The sequence below is a fragment of the Streptomyces sp. NPDC127098 genome, assembly GCF_042722465.1.
Classification (GTDB): domain Bacteria; phylum Actinomycetota; class Actinomycetes; order Streptomycetales; family Streptomycetaceae; genus Streptomyces; species Streptomyces millisiae.
Genome location: NZ_JBHXFJ010000024.1, coordinates 45,369 through 62,669, shown reverse-complemented (window position 1 = coordinate 62,669; position 17,301 = coordinate 45,369). Strand labels below are relative to the sequence as shown.

The 17,301-nt window shown below is 73.5% G+C and carries 14 protein-coding genes; 5 read left to right on the top strand and 9 right to left on the bottom strand.

The features are described 5' to 3' along the window. Window positions 1–51 precede the first annotated feature (51 nt). From ACFWI8_RS17465 to rraA, 4 genes are all read left to right on the top strand, one after another. The gene (locus ACFWI8_RS17465; RefSeq protein WP_387091841.1) at window positions 52–1,137 is read left to right on the top strand and encodes an isocitrate/isopropylmalate dehydrogenase family protein; all 1,086 of its coding nucleotides are present in this window, start codon (window positions 52–54) and stop codon (window positions 1,135–1,137) included. A gap of 80 nt (window positions 1,138–1,217) precedes the next feature. Next, the gene (gene otnK / locus ACFWI8_RS17460; RefSeq protein ID WP_387091838.1) at window positions 1,218–2,483 is read left to right on the top strand and encodes a 3-oxo-tetronate kinase; all 1,266 of its coding nucleotides are present in this window, start codon (window positions 1,218–1,220) and stop codon (window positions 2,481–2,483) included. Continuing rightward, window positions 2,480–3,115, top strand: coding sequence for a 3-oxo-tetronate 4-phosphate decarboxylase (gene otnC / locus ACFWI8_RS17455; RefSeq protein WP_387091835.1), 636 nt, complete (start codon window positions 2,480–2,482; stop codon window positions 3,113–3,115). Before otnK ends, otnC begins: the two co-directional genes overlap by 4 nt. 18 nt (window positions 3,116–3,133) lie before the next feature. Further along, the gene (gene rraA / locus ACFWI8_RS17450) at window positions 3,134–3,610 is read left to right on the top strand and encodes a ribonuclease E activity regulator RraA (protein WP_387091832.1); all 477 of its coding nucleotides are present in this window, start codon (window positions 3,134–3,136) and stop codon (window positions 3,608–3,610) included. Between the two features lie 19 nt (window positions 3,611–3,629). Here rraA and ACFWI8_RS17445 read toward each other — a convergent pair whose 3' ends face one another. The 9 genes from ACFWI8_RS17445 to ACFWI8_RS17405 form a co-directional block, all read right to left on the bottom strand. Next, on the bottom strand, window positions 3,630–4,739 hold the full coding sequence (locus ACFWI8_RS17445; protein WP_387091829.1) for a substrate-binding domain-containing protein: 1,110 nt from the start codon (window positions 4,737–4,739) through the stop codon (window positions 3,630–3,632). Between the two features lie 54 nt (window positions 4,740–4,793). After that, the gene (locus ACFWI8_RS17440; protein WP_387091826.1) at window positions 4,794–6,443 is read right to left on the bottom strand and encodes an extracellular solute-binding protein; all 1,650 of its coding nucleotides are present in this window, start codon (window positions 6,441–6,443) and stop codon (window positions 4,794–4,796) included. A gap of 62 nt (window positions 6,444–6,505) precedes the next feature. Next, a complete protein-coding gene (locus tag ACFWI8_RS17435) occupies window positions 6,506–7,453 on the bottom strand; it encodes a carbohydrate ABC transporter permease (protein ID WP_387091824.1) in 948 nt (315 codons plus the stop codon). Beyond that, a complete protein-coding gene (locus ACFWI8_RS17430) occupies window positions 7,450–8,463 on the bottom strand; it encodes an ABC transporter permease (RefSeq protein WP_387091821.1) in 1,014 nt (337 codons plus the stop codon). The genes ACFWI8_RS17435 and ACFWI8_RS17430 overlap by 4 nt, the downstream gene beginning before the upstream one ends. 81 nt (window positions 8,464–8,544) lie before the next feature. After that, complete coding sequence (locus ACFWI8_RS17425; RefSeq protein WP_387091818.1) at window positions 8,545–11,277, bottom strand: Tat pathway signal sequence domain protein; 2,733 nt, start codon at window positions 11,275–11,277, stop codon at window positions 8,545–8,547. A 532-nt stretch (window positions 11,278–11,809) separates the two neighbouring features. Further along, on the bottom strand, window positions 11,810–12,967 hold the full coding sequence (locus tag ACFWI8_RS17420) for a substrate-binding domain-containing protein (protein WP_387091815.1): 1,158 nt from the start codon (window positions 12,965–12,967) through the stop codon (window positions 11,810–11,812). Window positions 12,968–13,115: 148 nt separating this feature from the next. Then, a complete protein-coding gene (locus ACFWI8_RS17415) occupies window positions 13,116–14,108 on the bottom strand; it encodes an aldo/keto reductase (protein WP_387091813.1) in 993 nt (330 codons plus the stop codon). Between the two features lie 60 nt (window positions 14,109–14,168). Further along, a complete protein-coding gene (locus ACFWI8_RS17410; protein WP_387091810.1) occupies window positions 14,169–14,939 on the bottom strand; it encodes an alpha/beta hydrolase in 771 nt (256 codons plus the stop codon). Window positions 14,940–15,019: 80 nt separating this feature from the next. Beyond that, a complete protein-coding gene (locus ACFWI8_RS17405) occupies window positions 15,020–15,931 on the bottom strand; it encodes a LysR family transcriptional regulator (protein ID WP_387091807.1) in 912 nt (303 codons plus the stop codon). A 108-nt stretch (window positions 15,932–16,039) separates the two neighbouring features. Between ACFWI8_RS17405 and ACFWI8_RS17400 the strand changes: the two genes are divergently transcribed. Then, window positions 16,040–17,281 (top strand): pyridoxal phosphate-dependent aminotransferase, encoded by a 1,242-nt coding sequence (locus tag ACFWI8_RS17400; protein WP_387091804.1) that lies wholly within the window; start codon window positions 16,040–16,042, stop codon window positions 17,279–17,281. Window positions 17,282–17,301: the final 20 nt, after the last annotated feature.

The following is a 17,301-nucleotide window of genomic DNA, read 5'->3' as shown; positions in this document are numbered from 1 at the left end:
GGACGCCAACCACACCCACCCGTTCACCAACTCACCGAAGGGGAAGCGGAGATGAGCACCACCTACCGACTCGGCGTCCTGGAAGGCGACGGCATCGGCCCCGAGATCGTCCCGTCCGCCGTCGAGATCGCCACCACCGCCGGCCAGGCCGCCGGCGTCGCCGTCGACTGGATCACCCTCCCGCTGGGCGCCGGCGCGATCGACAGCCACGGCACGCCGGTGCCGGACGAGACCAGGGCGGCCCTCGCCGAGCTCGACGGCTGGTTCCTCGGCCCGCACGACTCCGTCAGCTACCCCGAGCCGCACAGGTCGGCGCTCAACCCCTCCGGCACCCTGCGCAAGCACTTCGGGCTGTTCGCCAACATCCGGCCGGCCAAGAGCTTCCCCGGCGCGCGAGCCGTGTGCGAGAACGCCGACCTGGTGATCGTCCGCGAGAACACCGAGGGCTTCTACGCCGACCGCAACACCTTCGCCGGAACCGGCGAGTTCATGCCCACCCCGGACACCGCCATCGCGATGGGCATCATCACCCGCGAGGCCACGGAGCGCGTCGCCCGGGTCGCGTTCGACCTGGCGCGCTCGCGGCGGCAGAAGCTGACCATCGTGCACAAGGCCAACGTGCTGAAGCTCACCACCGGGCTCTTCCGCACCGTCTGCCAGGAGGTCGCCGCGGAGTACCAGGACGTGACGGTCGACGACTTCCACATCGACGCCATGACCGTCCACCTGGTACGCCGCGCCCAGGACTTCGACGTCATCGTCACCGAGAACATGATGGGCGACATCCTCTCCGACCTCGCCGGCGAGATCTCGGGGTCGCTGGGCACCGCCCCGTCCATCAACGCCTCGGCCGACCGGGCCATGGCCCAGGCCTCGCACGGCTCGGCCCCTGACATCGCCGGCCGCGACATCGCCAACCCGGTCGCCATGATCCTCTCCGGCGCGATGCTCTTCGAATGGCTCGCCGCGCGCCACGAGGACCCCGCGCTGGCCAGGACCGCGCGGATCGTCGAGGCCGGCGTGGCCGCCGCGATCGCCGCCGGCACCTCGACCCGCGACCTCGGCGGCTCCGCCACCACCACCGGGTTCACCACCGCCGTCGTCGAGGCGATCAAGGCCGGCGCCGGTCAGGACTGACCCGGGGCGAGGCGGGCGCCCCGAGCCACGGCGCCCGCCCCGCGCACCCCCCTGCCCCCGCACGTTCGAGGAGATCTCCCATGTCCCTGCGCATCGGCTGCGTGGCCGACGACTTCACCGGCGGCACCGACGTCGCCGCCGCCTTCCGGCGCGCGGGCCTGCGCACGGCCCTGGTCTTCGGCGTCCCCGACCCGGACACGACCCTGCCCGCCGACTGCGACGCCGCCGTCGTCGCGCTCAAGTCCCGCTCCGCACCGGCCGACGAGGCCGTCGCCGACTCCCTCGGCGCCCAGCACTGGCTGTGGGACCGGGGCGCCGCGCAGACCTTCTTCAAGTACTGCTCGACGTTCGACTCCACCCCGGCGGGCAACATCGGACCGGTCACCGACGCGCTCCTCGACGCCGCCGGCGCCGCCCTCACCCTGGCCTGCCCGGCCTTCCCGCTGGGCGGCCGCACCGTCTACCAGGGCCACCTCTTCGTCCACGACCAGCTGCTCTCCGAATCCCCGCTGCGCCACCACCCGCTCAACCCCATGACGGACTCCTCGCTGCCGCGCCTGCTCGCCGCCCAGACCCGGCACCGCGTCGGCCTGATACCGCTGGCCACCGTCCGCCGGGGCGTCGCGGCCGTCCGCGACGCGCTCCTCGACCGACGGCGCGACGGCGTGCGGCACGTCATCGCGGACGCGCTCACCGACGACGACCTCGCCGTCCTCGGCGCCGCCGCACTCGAACTGCCCGTCGTCACCGGCGCCGCCGGACTCGCCGAGGGACTCGGCCGCGCCTACCCGGCCACCCGGCACCCCACCGCCGAGCCGCGGCCGCCCGCCGGCCGGGCCGCCGTGCTCGCCGGCAGCTGCTCCGCCCGCACCCTGGAGCAGATCGCCCACTTCCGTGCCGCCGGCCTCCCCACCCACCACCTCGACGTCCTCGCCGCCGCCGCCGGCCGGGACGTCGCCGACGAGGCCCTGGCCTGGTACGACGCCCAGGATCCCGACCTGCCCGTCCTCGTGTTCGCCTCCGCCACGCCCGACGAACTCGCGGCCGTGCAGCAGGAGCTGGGCGTCACGGAGGCCGCCGCCCAGGTGGAGGCGCTTCTCGGCGCCCTCGCCGTCCGGCTCGTGCGCCGCGGGACGCGCCGGCTGCTCGTCGCCGGCGGCGAGACCTCGGGAGCCGTCACCACCGCCCTCGGGATCGACGCCGCCCTGGTGGGCGACGAGATCGATCCCGGGGTGCCCTGGACCCACACCGGCGACCTCGCGCTCATGCTCAAGTCCGGCAACTTCGGCGCCCCCGACCTCTTCGTCCGCGCCCTGCGGCCCGTCCCCGTCAAGGAGCCCACGTGACCACCCACACCGACGAGTCGACCGCCCGCGCCCGGATCGTGCGCACCGCCAAGTCCCTGTTCGAGAGGGGCCTCACCCACGGCTCGACCGGCAACCTCTCGGTGCGCCTGGCCGACGGCAGCCTGCTGCTCACGCCCACCGGCTCCAGCCTGGGCACCGTCACCGAGGCCGAGCTGTCCCGCACCGACCCACGCGGCCGCCACCTCGACGGGCCGCCGCCCACCAAGGAGGCGTTCCTGCACGCCGCCTTCTACCGAGCCCGCCCCACCGCCCACGCCGTGGTCCACCTGCACTCGACACACGCCGCGGCCGTCTCCTGCCTCGCCGGCCTCGACCCGGCCAACGCCCTGCCGCCGCTGACCGCCTACTACGCGATGCGCGTGGGCACCCTGCCGCTCCTGCCCTACCACGCGCCGGGCGACCCGCGACTCGAACCGCTGGCCGAGCGGACGGCCGCCACCCACCACGCCGTGCTGCTCGCCAACCACGGCCCCGTGGTGGCCGGAGCCACCCTGGAACAGGCCGCCGACGCCGTCGAGGAACTGGAGGAGACCGCCAGGCTCCACCTGCTGCTGCACGGGCACGCCACCCGGCCCCTCACCATGGAGCAGGCGGCCGCCCTGGCCCGCTGACCCCACGACGGAGCGACCATGACCGAGATCACCAGCACCGCCGACCTCTACGACGCCCACGGCGAGGAACTACGCGTGTGCGACACCCAGCTCCGCCAGTACGGCGGACTCCACACCTTCCACGGCCCGATCCGCACCGTCTCCTGCCACCAGGACAACGCCCTGCTGCGCGAGCTGCTCCGCACCCCGGGCGGCGGCCACGTCCTCGTGGTCGACGGCCGCGGCTCGCTGCACACCGCCCTCGTCGGCGACCTGATCGCCGGCTCGGCCCGGGACAACGGCTGGGCGGGGCTCGTCATCCACGGGGCCGTCCGGGACAGCGCCGCCCTCGCCGGAATGCGCCTCGGCGTCAAGGCACTGGGCACCAACCCCCGGAAGAGCGCCAAGGACGGTGTCGGCGCGGTCGACATCCCCGTCTCCTTCGGCGGAGTCACCTTCCAGCCGGGGGACCACCTGTTCGCCGACGACGACGGCGTGGTCCTGCTGGGCCGGTGACCGCCCCGCCGCCAGCGCCTCAGCCCCGACCCGGTGCCCCGCACGAGGAGCGGATGACCAGGCGTGGCTGCAGGGTGAGTTGACGGATCGGAAGGCCCGAAGGGTCAGCGGCCTCCAGGCGTTCGAGCAGCAGCTGCGCGGCCAGTTCGCCGAGTTCCCGCTTGGGCGGGGCGATGGCCGTCAGCGGCACGTCGGCCAGCGCGGAGATCTCGTCGTCGTACGCGATCAGCGCGAGGTCGTCCGGCGGGCGGAGACCCAGCGCACGCATGCGTCGCATCATCCCGATGGCGTCGTGGTCGGAGTGCACCAGCGCGGCCAGGGTGCCGCTGGCGCGGCAGTCCGCGATGAACCGGTCGTAGAGGACCGTGGCCCGGCCCCCGCCGAGGGTCGGGTGGCCGCTGTCGACGACCGGGGCGCCGGGGGCCAGGCCGAGCTGCCGGGCGGCCGTGGCGTAGCCCTCGCGCACCAGGGGTGCCGTCGGACTGCCGTTGGTGAACAGCCCCACCCGCTCGTGGCCGAGTTCGGCGAAGTGTCGGACGGCCGTCGACGCGCCCTGCTGGTGGTGCGAGATGACGTACTCGCAGGCGGCGAACACGTCCTGCGGCCGGCGCTCCACCAGGACGAAGGGCAGCCCGCCCCGCCGCAGCCGCTCCAGCGCGGCGGTCGGCAGGTGGGCCGCCTCCGCCGTGACCACGAGCAGCCCCGTCGCCCCGGCCACGCCGAGCTCGTCGAGCCGTTCGAGATCGCGGGGCCGCGCGTAGTCGGTCAGCCCGATGACCAGGCGCGCCCCGCGCCGCGCCGCCACCGCCCGGACGCCGGCGACCACCTCCGGGTAGTAGTAGTCGGTGGACGGGACGAGCAGCCCGATGGTCTGCCCGGAGCCGCCCGGGGACGGGACCACCGCCCGCGCCCCGTCCGGCGGGTTCCGGACGGGGCGCGAGCCGGCCAGCAGGGCGCCGCCCCGCACCCGGGTCACCCGGCCCGCCGCCTCCAGGCCCAGCAGGTCCCGCCGCACGGTGTCACGGGAGACGCCGAGACGCGTGGCCAGTTCGGTGACCTTGAGTACGCCGGCCGCCTCCAGTTCCTTGATCAGCAGTGCCTGCCGCTGCGGGACGAGCATGTCGGCCATGGCCCTTCCATAGAACGGTCCTCACGGGCCGGGGCGTCCCCGACCGTCGCGCCCTCAGCGCGTGCCGCCCGCCTGCTGCAGCTGCTCCTCGTACCCGGTGCGCATCCGGTCACCGACCGCCGAACGCCAGTCGTCGACGGCCCGGTCGAGGTCGGTCAGCGACGTGCGGCCCTGGATGACGTCGTCCCGGGTGGCGAGCAGATTGCGTTCGGCGGCCTCGGCCCTGGCGGTGGCCGAGTCGACGTAGAGCCCGAGGGTGGGGTCGTCCTTCCGCCGCTGGAGCACCGTGGTCTGGAAGGCGTGCTGGTAGTCCACGTCGTCGGGGCGACCCGGCTGGTAGAGCACGGCGGGGGCGTCGACGAGGTACCGGGTGGGCACGGCGGTGTTGGTCTGCCCGTCCGAGGTGTAGATGGGGTCGCCGTCGTCGTTTCGCTCGTGGTCGACGCCCGCCTCGCCGTAGACGCGGTACAGGTGCTCCTGGGTGCCGAACGGGGCGGCCAGCCAGTTCAGGACGCGCAGCACCAGCCTGATCCGCTCCGGGTCGTCCTGCCTGCGCAGTCCTGCGGTGTTGAAGACGCCGTTGCCGGTGTGCCAGGCGGCCAGCTCGGTGCCCTCCCGGTCGTAGACCGGCATCAGGCCGAGCTCGAACCCCTCGTTGTCCACGTTGCCGAGGGTGGTGGTCGACCAGGAGCCGTACCCGTCGGCGAGGGACAGGACGGTGGTACCGGCGCCGAAGTACTGGGAGAACGGAGTGCTCGGGTTGAAGGTGTCGGGGTGGATGACGCCGGCCTCCCACAGCGCGGCCATGTCCCGCACGGACTGCTGGTACTCCTCGGTCTCGTAGAAGTGGGTGAGCCTGCCGCCCTCCTCGCGCCAGACGTTGGGCTCGTCGTTCATGCGGGCCAGGAAGTACATGGCCTGGGTCACGCTGCCGATGGCCCACCTGCGCCGGGAGGGGTCGGTCAACTCCCGGCAGAGTGCCAGGAACTCGTCCCAGCCCCGCGGCTCGCCGCTGACGCCGAGCTCGTCGAGGATGTCCTTCCGGTAGAGGTTGTAGTGCCGGATCCGGCCGCGGGGGACGGGGACGGCGTAGATGGCGCCGTTGTAGACGCAGTTCCTCCAGTGCGCGGTCGGGATGTTCGCGAGGTTCGGGTAGTCGGCGACGGCGTCGCCGCCGATGAACTCGTCGAGCGGGGCGAAGGAGTTGTGCAGCATGTCGGCGAAGTTGGCCCCGGGCCACAGCTGCATCACGTCGGGCAGGTCTCCGCTGGCCATGGTGATGGAGAACGTCTGCTCGTAGTCGGCGTTGGGCACCATCTGCATGTCCAGGGTGACGCCGAGGCGCTCGTTGAGCCCCTGCCAGTAGGAGTTCCGGTCCACGCCGGGCGGCACCGCGCTGTAGATGTTGGCGAGCCCGGAGACCGTCTCGCCGCTGCCGGGCGTCTCACCCACGCTGCGGGGCGTCTCGGTCGGGTAGTGGCGGAACCCCGGCAGCACGCCGGTGGTCTCGTCGCCCGGCAGGTCCGGCGTCACCCCGTCGAAGGGGACGTACCGCGGCAGCTGGACCGCGCTGTTGGCCTCGGCGCTGTTCCGGGTCGCGCGCGACCCGGACGAGCAGGCCGTCAGGGGGCCGAGGCCGAGCGTGGCCGCGCCGAGGCCGAGACCGGCGAGCAGGCCGCGCCGGGAGAGGGGTCTGGTGGACAACGGGATCACCTCTGTGGGACATGCGGAAGAGAAGAGGGGGAGAGGGGGCAAGGGGGGAGTGGTCAGCCCTTGACCGCGCCGATGAGGACGCCCTTGGCGAAGTGGCGCTGCAGGAAGGGGTAGACGAGCAGGATGGGGACGATCGCGATGACCAGGATCGCCATCTGCATGGGGAGTTGCGGGGGCAGCGCCTCGCTGCCGCCGACCTGGTCGCCGCCGATGGCGCTCTGGTTCACGACGAAGGTGCGCAGGACGAGCGCCATGGGCCACTTGTCGGTGGTCTGGATGTAGAGCAGCGCGTTGAAGAACGCGTTCCAGTAGCCGACGGCGTAGAAGAGGCCGACGACCGCGAGCACCGCCTTGGAGAGCGGCAGGACGATGCGGGTGAGGACGGTGAACGGGGTGGCGCCGTCGATGTGCGCGGACTCGAAGAGCTCCTGCGGGAGTTCCTGGAAGAAGGCGCGCATGACGATCACGTTGAAGGCGTTGATCATCACCGGCAGGACCAGCGAGGCGTAGCTGTCCAGCAGGCCGAACTCCCTGACCACCAGGTACGTCGGGATGATGCCGGGCGAGAACAGCACCGCGCCGAGCAGCAGCATCAGCACCGGCCGGCCGCCGACGGCGCCCGGCCTGGCGAGCCAGTACGCCAGGCCGGCCGAGGCGGCCAGCGAGAGCAGGGTGCCGATCACGGTCACCCCGATCGAGATCAGCAGGGCCCGGGTGACGACGCCGCCGGAGAGCACGGCCTGGTAGGCGTCGAGGGAGATGCCGTCCGGCCACATCAGCATGCCGCCGCCGGCGTCGTTGATCGCCTCCTGGTCGGCCAGGGAGGTGACCACGATCGACCAGAACGGGACGACCACCAACGCCACCGCGACGAGGAGCGCGACGAACTTCAGGAACTGGACGACCGGGTTGGGCTTCTCCATCCAGATCGGCCGCTTGCGTTCACGGCCGGGCCCGCGGACGGTGTCGTCGCCGATCGTCGCCTGTTCGAGTGTGGTCATCGCCGGTACACCCCCCGCTCGCCGAAGGCGTGCGCCACCTTGTTGGCGCCGATGACGAGGAGCACTCCGACCAGGCCCTTGACCAGGCCCGCCGCCGCCGAGACACCCCAACCGCCGCCGAGGATTCCGTAGTTGTAGAGCCAGGTGTCCAACACCTCGCTGGCCTCCAGACCGACCGGGCCCTGCTGCAGGATGATCTGCTCGAAGCCGACCGAGAGGCTGTTCCCGAGCCTGAGGATCAGCAGCAGGACGAACAGGCCCCGCAACGAGGGCAGCGTGATGTGGATCAGGCGGTGCCAGCCGTTGGCCCCGTCGATGGCCGCCGCCTCGTACTGCTCCTCGTCGATGCGGGAGAGCGCGGCGAGGAAGATGATGGTGCCCCAGCCGGCGTCCTTCCAGATCGACTGCGCGGTGATCAGGGTCATGAACAGCTCGGGGGTGCCGATGATCTCCACCGTCGGCAGGTCGTTCCGGACCAGGAAGGTGTTGAGGGTGCCGGCGTTGCCCAGCATCTGCTGGAAGATCGCCACCACGATCACCCAGGACAGGAAGTGCGGCAGGTAGAGGACCGACTGCAGCAGGCGCTTGAGCCGTTCGCCGGCCAGGCTGTTGAGGAGCAGCGCCAGGGCGAGCGGCACCGGGAACACCAGCACCGTCTGGATGACGGTCAGTTGGAGGGTGTTGACCAGCGCGTTGACGAACTCGGGGTCGCCTTCGGTCAGGAAGGAGAAGTTCTCCAGGCCGACCCACTCGGAGTCGCCGATGCCCAGGTAGGGCTGGTAGTCCTGGAAGGCGATGACGCTGCCGAGCATGGGCAGGTAGTGGAAGGCGACGAGCACCAGCGCGCCGGGCAGGCCCAGGACCAGCAGGAGCCGGTCCCGCGCCAGGCGGCGCAGGAGCCCGGGGGGCCGAGCGGTGGGCGGCGCTGGCGGCCGTTTCCGGCCCGCGCGGTGCCGCGCGTCGGGAGACCGCTGTCTCCGACGCTCGCGAATCGTTTCAAGTGCGGTCATGGAAAGGGGGGTCCCTTCGACGAGGGCGGGGCGGGCACGCTTCCGGCAGTGCCGTCGGCCGCCGTCCCGGAGCTGACGGCGTCAGATGTGGTCGCCGACGAGCGCGAGGCACTGGATGACGGCCAGGCCGTACTGGGCGCTCGCGTTGGTGCCGAGGCGGGCCTCGTCGACGGGGTTGAGCACCGCCGGGCCCTCGATGCGCTCGGAGGTGAAGGGGTGGTCCTCCGGATAGCCGGCGTGCCCGGTGCGCAACTCCCGCCAGGCGCGCTCCGCGAGCGCGGCGTCGTCGAGCCGCACGGCGGCGTAGGCGGTGGCCCGGGAGTACGCCTGACGCAGGTTGAGGCTGCCCCAGGACGAGCCGGTCTCCTGCCGCTGTTCCTCCGCGGTGGAGTTGTAGAGCCGGCAGAACCGCACCCACTGCGCGGTGACCTGCTCGTCGTCGATCAGCTCGAGCAGTTCCGTCATCAGCTCGATCAGGCCGAAGACGGAGCTGAGGCTGCCGATGCTGATACTCGGCTCGGCGGGTCCCGTGAAGCGGCCGTCCGCGAGGTCGTAGGTGACGTTCCCGCCCTGCGCCCAGGAGTTGGGCAGCGCCGCGATGGTGGTGGCGCCGTTGATCAGCTTGGTGCGGGCGATCCCGTCGCCGTTGCGTTCCCACTCGGTCAGCCAGGCCAGGGCCAGCGCGCCCCAGTCGGTCGACTTGCTGACGCCAAGCGCCGTCGGGTCCGGGTCGAAGGGTTCGTCGGTGAGCTTGCGCCCGGGGTTGAGCACGAGGAAGGTGCGGTCGGCGTCGACGAGTTCGTGCAGCACGTCGCCGACCCGCTCGTCGGCGGTGAGGAAGTAGAGGAACCGCTTGTAGCCGGCGTTGCTGATCCGGACCTGCTTGGCGCTGTCCCCCCAGTGCTGCACGCCGTGCCGGGTGCCAAGACCCTTCCACTCGCCCAGGTGGTACATGTCGACCTCGCCGGTGTGGCGGGTCATGGCCTCGGCGAAGCGGAACGCGGTGGCGTCGCCGGTGCGCAGGTAGTGGTACCACAGCCACAGGTCCGTGGAGAGCTCGGAGTTGTCCCAGGCGTAGCCGCCCACGTCGTAGCGCCAGGCGTGCCGGTCCCGGTCGTAGTCGTGCATCACGTCGCCGTAGTCCCAGAAGCCGTACCAGTGGCGCTGGTCGACCGAGTCCACGTAGTAGCGGTGCATGAGCGCCAGGTTGTTCTCCACCTCGTCCCTGGCGGCGTTGGAGCGGTCGACCGGGGACCAGGCGCCGAACACGCCGGCCGCGTGGTTGTGTTCGGGTGGGCTGGCCAGCAGCGGCGGGGTGGCGTTCGCGTCGGCGAGGGCCGAGACGCGTTCGGCGCTGGGCGTCGACTCCAGGGCCCAGAAGGTCAGTTCCGTGGTGCGGGCGACGCCGTAGGGGGTGCCGAACTCCGGCTCGTAGTCCTCGTAGGTGATCTCCAGGCCCTCCAACTGCTCGGGGTAGGTGTCCTGGCCCATGCCGTCGTGGTAGAAGCGCAGGTCCATCGCCCCCGCGCGCGGGGACCACATCCACACGGTGGCCTGCGCGGTGTCGGTCGCGGCGCCGGTGATCTCCAGCTCGGTCGGGTGCAGTTGCCAGAAGTTCCGCATTCCGAACGCCAACCCGCCGCTGGGCGAGCCCACATAGGCCAGGCCTCTGGCACGCTGTCCACCGTCCACCCGCAGCCACGAGTGCCCGGCCTTCGTCCGCTTGTGGAGCTCGAAGCCGTTGGCGGTGAGCTGGTGGAGGCTGTAGTCGCCGAACGCCGGTATGTACTGGAGCCGGGTGGTGACGCGCTGGTCCCAGGTGGCGGGGTCGGGGGTGGCCTGGCCGGCGACCTGGGCCTGCCGCACCGCCGCGCCTGGGTCCCGGCGCAGCCCGGTGATGCCACGCACCGCCTCGGACAGCACGCCCTCGCCCTGGCCGGCGAACCGCACGTGCCGGTCGTGCGGCTCGCCCCGCATGGGCACGTCGAACCGCACGCCGAGGCCACCCACGAAGTCCCGCTCGGCGTCGCCGTCATAGACGAAGGTGTGCACCACGCGGACCCCGTCCGAGCCGGCGTAGAGGTAGAAGCGGACGGTGAACGGCAGCCAGGCCCGCCGGTCCTTGCGGTGCTTGCCCTCGACCTTGACGACGGCCCGCACCGGTCCTTCCTGTTCGACCGTCACCTCCTCGATCGCGCTGGTGAAGAACTGAGTCCTGATCACCTCGGCCTGCTCCGTGCTCGGTCTGTCCTGGCGGGAGGCGACCAACCGGCCCTTTTCGGCGATCACCGTGTCGCCGCGTCGGATCGACTCCACCAGGTGCTCGCCGCCGCGCCGGAAGGTCACGGCGATCACGCCGGTGTCGACGGTGATCCGCCGGCTGTTCGAGGTGACCGTCACGGGCGAGTCGGGGGCGGCGGCCTCGCCGGCGACGAGCCGGTAGGTCCCGGCGCGCGGGGCGGCGCCGCTGGTGGCGTGTGCCGTCCACTTCACGGAGCCGTCGGGCCACCACCCGGTGGGCCAGGACTGCACGGGTATGGCCGTCCCCGAGTCGGTGACCAGCGAGAACTCCTGGTCGGGGGCGAAGGCCCCGCGCGGCCACGGCACCCCGAACGTCGTCCCGGCGGCCAGCTCGGCCGGCGTGCCGCCCTCCAACCACCGCACGGTGACCGGCTCGTGACCTGCCAACTCGGTGGGGCGTGAGGCTTGTTCCGCGCTGGGCGTCGCCGCCTCGGCGCCGCGGGAGGCGAGCAGGGCGGTGGCGCCGGCGGCGGCCGCCGAGGTGAGGACGTTGCGTCGACTGATGTGGACCACGGTGTTCAGCTCCTTGGGGCGGGCGAGGTGCGGGAGGTCAGCGGATGACGCGGGCGCCGACCAGGCCTTGGGCCCGGAGTTCGGCGACGGCGAGGCCGGCGAAGGTGCGGCGCAGCACCTCGCCGGGCGCGGTGGCGGTCTCGGCGAGCATCGTGCGCCGCGTCTCGGCCGAGACGCGGGGGCGGTCAGCAGCACGACACCGGCGACGGTTCTGCGGGGGCGGGAACGGCGTGTTCTCGGCATGGGCGCGGGTTCCTCCAGGCTCGGGCCCCGCTCGGCGGCGCTCCGCGGAGCTCATCGGCGCGAACAGTGTGCACAGTCATGCGCGAAGCTGCAATAGATTGGCGTGAGAAGGAAATTTCTGCCTGGGTGTGGCGTAAACGTTGACGTCCTGAGCGTTTCGCAGGAGGGTGCACCTGCGGTCAGCCAGCAGCGAGGAGATGGTCATGCGCCACGAGCACGTTCGACGGCGCGGCCGACGACGCCCGGGACCTCGACCCGCCCGCCCTCGCCTACGCGGGGCGGTGAGCGCTCAGGAGATGGACCCGCCCCCGGCGGCCGAGGCGCCGGCCGCCGCCGCGCCGCAGGAGGCTCGGACGACGAGCCGCGGCTGGAGCACGAGCTGCCGCACGGCCGGCGGCTCGACCGCGTGCAGCCGGTCGAGCAGCAACTGGGCCGCCCGCTCGCCGAGTTCCTGCTTCGGTGGGGCGACGGCCGTCAGCGGCACCTCGGCCAGCGAGGCGATCTCGTCGTCATAGGCGATCAGCGCCAGGTCGTCGGGGGTGCGCAGGCCGCGCAGCCGCAGACGCCGCGCCAGCTCGATCGCGTCGTGGTCGGAGTGCACCAGTGCCGCCCGGGTCCCCGTGGCCAGGCACCGCTCGATGAAACCGTCGTAGTGCCGGATGGCCTCCGCGGAGACCAGCACCGGCCGACCGCCGTCCACGACCGGGGCCGACGGGTCGAGACCGAGAGACCGCACCGCCGCCGCGTGGCCCTCCCGGATCAGCCCGGCCGTGGGGCTGCCGTTGACGAACAGACCCACCCGGTCGTGGCCGAGCGCGGCGAAGTGCCGGACCGCCGTGTACGTGCCCTGCCGGTGGTCGGACATCGCGAACTCGCAGGGCTCGTAAGCATCCCGGGGCTGACGCTCGACCAGCACGAACGGCAGCCCGGTGGCCCGGAGTCCGTCGAGGGTACCGGCGGGCGTGTGGTGTCCCTCGGCCGTGGTGACCAGCAGCCCGGCGGCGCCGGAGGCGACAAGCTCCTCGATCTGGCCCAGGTCCCTGGGCTCCGCGTAGGTGGTGAGGCCGATCACCACGCGGGCGCCGCGCCGGGCGGCGGCGCCGCGCACCCCCGCCACCAGCTGGGGGTAGTAGTAGTTCATCGAGGGGACGAGCAGGCCCAGCATCGGGCCGTCGTCGCCCGGGGTCGGCGCCGGGGGAGTCGCCCGGGCGGTCCGCGCCCACTGCCGGACGTGTGCCTGGTCGTGGGCGCCCCGTCGCGTCACCAGCATGGCGCCGCCCCTGACCCGGGTGACCTTGCCGGCCGCCGCGAGCTCGGCGAGGTCCCGGCGGATCGTCGCGCTCGACACCCGCAGCCGGGCGGCGAGTTCGACGATCTTCAGAGCGCCGTGGGCCTTGAGCTCCCTGAGCAGCAACTCGTGTCGCTGCGCGACGAGCATGTCGGCCATCGGTCCTCCGGTGATCAGTTATTGAGCATCCTAGGCGAAAGCTGTCGTTCGTGCGTGAAATGCTGCGTCACGACGGTGGATGCTGCACAACTGCGCACTCGCTGATCGCTTGCCGAGGGAGGGCCGACCACGCCGCGCGGCCGGGGACCTAGCCGGGGACCGGTGCCGTCTCGGGCAGCAGGCCGGCGGCGCGCAGGTCGGACCAGAGGGCCGGAGGAACGGGACGGGCCAGCAACTCGGCGCTGCCGGTCACCTCGGCCGGTGTACGGGCGCCGACGACGACGGCCGCCACCGCCGGGTGGGCCAGCGGGAACTGCACGGCCGCCGCGAGGGGCGGGACGGCGTGCCGCTCACAGAGGGCGCGCAGCGCGCGCAGCCGCGCGGCGAGCGCCGGCGGGACGTGGGAGTGGCCGTGGGGCGCGCCGGGGCGCGGGTCGGCCAGCAGTCCCGACTGGTAGACGCCGGCGGCCAACACCGCGATGCCCCGCGCGGCGCACAGCGGCAGGAGTTCGGCCAGGCCCGACTGGTCGAGAAGCGTGTAACGGGCGGCGAGCAGCACGCAGTCCGGGCCCGGGGGTGGGGCCTCGCGGATGAAGCGGGCGGCGACGTCGGCGTGGTTCACGCCGAGCGAGACCGCGCCGACCGTGCCGCGGTCGCGCAGCTCGGCCAGTGCCGGGTAGGCCTCGGCGAGGGCCGTGGGGTAGTCCTGCTCCGGGTCGTGGACGTGCAGCACGTCGATCCGGTCGAGGCCGAGGCGGTCGAGGCTCTCCGCGAGCGAGCGGAACACCGCCCGCCGGCCGTAGTCGAGGCGTGGCCCGACGCCGGGCGGCGGGTCGGCCCAGATGGGCTGGGTGTCCGGGCCGCCCGGTTCGATCAGCCGGCCGACCTTGGTGCAGAGGGTGAAGCGCTCCCGCGGCTTCGGGCGCAGCGCCCGCCCGGCGAGGCGCTCCGAGCGCCCGTAGCCGTAGACCGGCGCCGTGTCGTAGAGCCGGATCCCGAGCTCCCAGGCGCGGTCGATCGTGGCCTGGGCCTCGGCCTCCGACACCGGCTGGAACATCCCGCCCAGTGCGGCGAGGCCCAGACCCAGCCGGGTCACGCGCAGTCCGGTGCGACCGAGCGTCACGCGTTCGTCGGCACGCATCGCGCCTCCTCTCGCGTTCTGTATGCGCACCACCGGCCCCGGCCATGCGTGACGCTCGCCTCAACCGTCCTCGCGCGAGCGGCCGGACGGCTCCTCGGGGGCGTCCTGGCGCCAGCCGTGCGAGCGGAACCAGGCGGCGCACCAGTCCGTCCAGCGGGACAGTTCCGGCTGCTCGGGGGCGAGCCCGACGCCGTGCCGGCCGTGCGGCAGCACGTGCAGTTCGACCGGCACCCCGACGGCTGCGAGGGCCTCGGTGTAACGGAGCGAGTGCGAGACGTCGACGGACGGGTCGTCGGCCGTGTGCCAGAGGAAGGCCGGGGGGCTGGCCCGGTCGACCGTCAGTTCGCGCGAGGCGGCCCGGCGCTCGGCCGGCGTCGCGTCCGGGCCCAACAGCGCCTCCAGCGACCCGAGATGAGGCAGCTGGCTGAAGGAGATCACGGGGTAGCAGAGCACGGCGAGCGCCGGGCGCTCGGCCGGCGTCAGGACCGGGTCGCCGGCCAGCGTGGCGGCCAGGTGACCGCCGGCGGAGAAGCCGAGGACCGCCACCCGGTCCGGATCGATCCCCAGCTCGGGGGACTGGGCCCGGATGGCACGCAGCGCCGCGCGGCCGTCCTCAAGAGCCGCGGGGTGCCGGTGCGGCGCGACGCGGTAGCGCAGCACGAAGGCGGCGAGCCCGAGCTCGTTCAACCAGCGGGCCACGGGTTCGCCCTCGTGCTCGGCGTGGCCGAGGTAGGCGCCGCCGGGGAGGACGAGCACCGCGGGGGCGCGCTCGCCGGCCCACGCGGGGGCGGGGAAGGCGGCGAGACGGCCTTCGAGGCTGGGGTCTGTCATGGTCATGCGTCCCTCGGTTCGTGCGTGGCGCCGGGCGGCGGAGCTGGGCGCCGGAGCGGTCCCCGGGAGGATAGAACGTTTCAACCCTGGGTTCCCAGAGCCTGTCGGACCGCCTGGAGGCAGGCGGCGACGGCCGGGTCGTCCCTGGTGGTGGTCCTGGTGAGGGCCAGCACGTGCCGCCGCATGCGGGGAACGAGCGGCAGCCAGGCGACGCCCGGCTGGTCCCGGGCGACGCCGGCCGGCAGGAAGGCCACGCCGGCTCCGGACGCGACGAGCGCGGCCAGGACGTGCAGCCCCTCGAACTCCCAGCGCTGCCGGGGCACGGCGTCGGCGGCGGCCAGCCGCAGGTCGCCCGCGGCCCGGGAGAGCTGGCCGACCGGGGCGCACAGCCAGGTCTGGTCCCTGACCACCTGGCGCAGCCGGGCGGCGGTGGCGCGGTCCCCCCGCTCGGCCGGCGCGTGGTCGGCCGGGACCGCCAGGACGACGTCCTCGCGGCGCAGGTGGTGGACGGACAGGCCGGCGCTCCCGGTCGGCTTGTCCGGGGACCAGTCGTCGATGACGGCGAGGTCGTAGCGGCGGTCCAGGACGCCGGCCGCGGCGGTGGTCGAGCCGGTCTCATGGGCGATGACGGTGAGTTCGGGGTGCCGGCGCCGCAGCGCGGCCAGGCGCGGGGCCAGGACGGCGGCCAGGGTCGGGAGGCAGCTGACGGTCACCCGCCCGCCGACGGCGCCGGCGCGGGCGCGCATGCGACTCCCCGCGGTCTCCACGGCGGCGAGGATGCGCTCGGCGTGCTCGGCCAGTTCGCGCCCCGCGTCGGTCAGACTCGCGCGCTGGGCGGTGCGTTCGAGCAGGGCGACGCCGGCCTCCCGTTCCAGGGCCGCCAGTTGTTGGGAGACCGCCGAGGGCGAGTAGCCCAGGTCGGCGGCCGTGGCGGCGATGGTCCCCCGGGCGGCGAAGCGGAGCAGGATCTCAAGACGGCGCAGATCCAGCATCAGTTCTCCTTAAGGTTTCCCCCGTCCTTTCGTGCTGTCGCTGATGCTACGCGTCGGGCAGGCTGGTCGTGGCCGCCCCTGCCACGTGCCAGAACAGGATGGTTTCCCATGACGACGCACTCCGCGACCCTCGCCATCGATGAGGCCGTCCAGGCCCGCCGCGCCGCGGGCCACGACGTGCTGCACCTCGGCTTCGGGGAGGCCGGGTTGCCGGTGCCGCCGGGCCTGGCCGAGGTGCTCGCCGACGCCCACACGAGCAACGGCTACGGCCCGGTCGCCGGCTCGCGGCGGGCGAGGACCGCGGCGGCGGGCTGGTTCGCCCGGCGCGGTCTGCCGACCGAGCCCGACCAGGTCCTCTTCGCGCCGGGCAGCAAGCCGTTGCTCTTCGCCCTGCTCGCCGCGATCGGCGGTGACGTGGTGCTGCCCCGCCCCGCGTGGGTCTCCTACGCGGCCCAGGCGGCCCTGCTCGGCCGCCGGGTCCTCTCGGTGCCCGTCCCGGCCGAGGCCGGCGGCATCCCCGACCCGGAGCGCCTGGCCGCGGAACTCGGGCGGGCCGCGGTGGCCGGGGCGCGGCCCGGCGTGCTGGTGCTGACCGTTCCCGACAACCCGACCGGCACCGTCGCGCCGGCCGAGCAGGTGGAAGCGGTCTGCCGGATCGCCGAGCGGCACGGCCTCGCCGTGGTCAGCGACGAGATCTACGCCGAGCTGAGCCACGGCGGCGCCGTCCCGAGCCCCGCGCGGTACCTGCCGGAACGCACCGTCGTCACCACCGGGTTGAGCAAGTCGCTGGCCCTGGGCGGCTGGCGGATCGGCTTCGCCCGCCTGCCGGCGGGCGGCTGGGGCCGGCGGCTGCGGCAGGAACTGACCGGGGTGGCAAGCGAGATCTGGTCCAGCCTGGCGGCGCCCATGCAGGCGGTGGCCGCCCACGCCCTGGACGAGCCGCCGGAGATCACCGCGCACGTCGCCGCCTCCCGTCGCCTGCACGGGCGCGTCGCCCGGGAGGCGCACAACCTGCTCCTGTTGGCGGGGGCCGACTGCCGCCGGCCCCAGGCCGGCTTCTACCTCTATCCGGACTTCGCCCCGGTCCGCGGGGCCCTGAGTGCCCGGGGGATCACCACCGGCGGCGGGCTCGCCGCCGCCCTGCTGGACCGGCACGGCGTCGCCACCCTCCCCGGCAGCGCCTTCGGCGAGCCCGACACCGCGCTGACCCTCAGGATCGCCACCAGCCTCCTGTACGGCGCCACCGCGCGGCAACGCCAGGCGGCGCTGGCCGCCGAGGAGCCGGAGACGCTGCCCTGGATCGCGCCCGCCCTCACCCGACTCGGCGACGCGCTGGACGCGCTGCTCTGAGCCGCCGCCGGGGTGGCCGG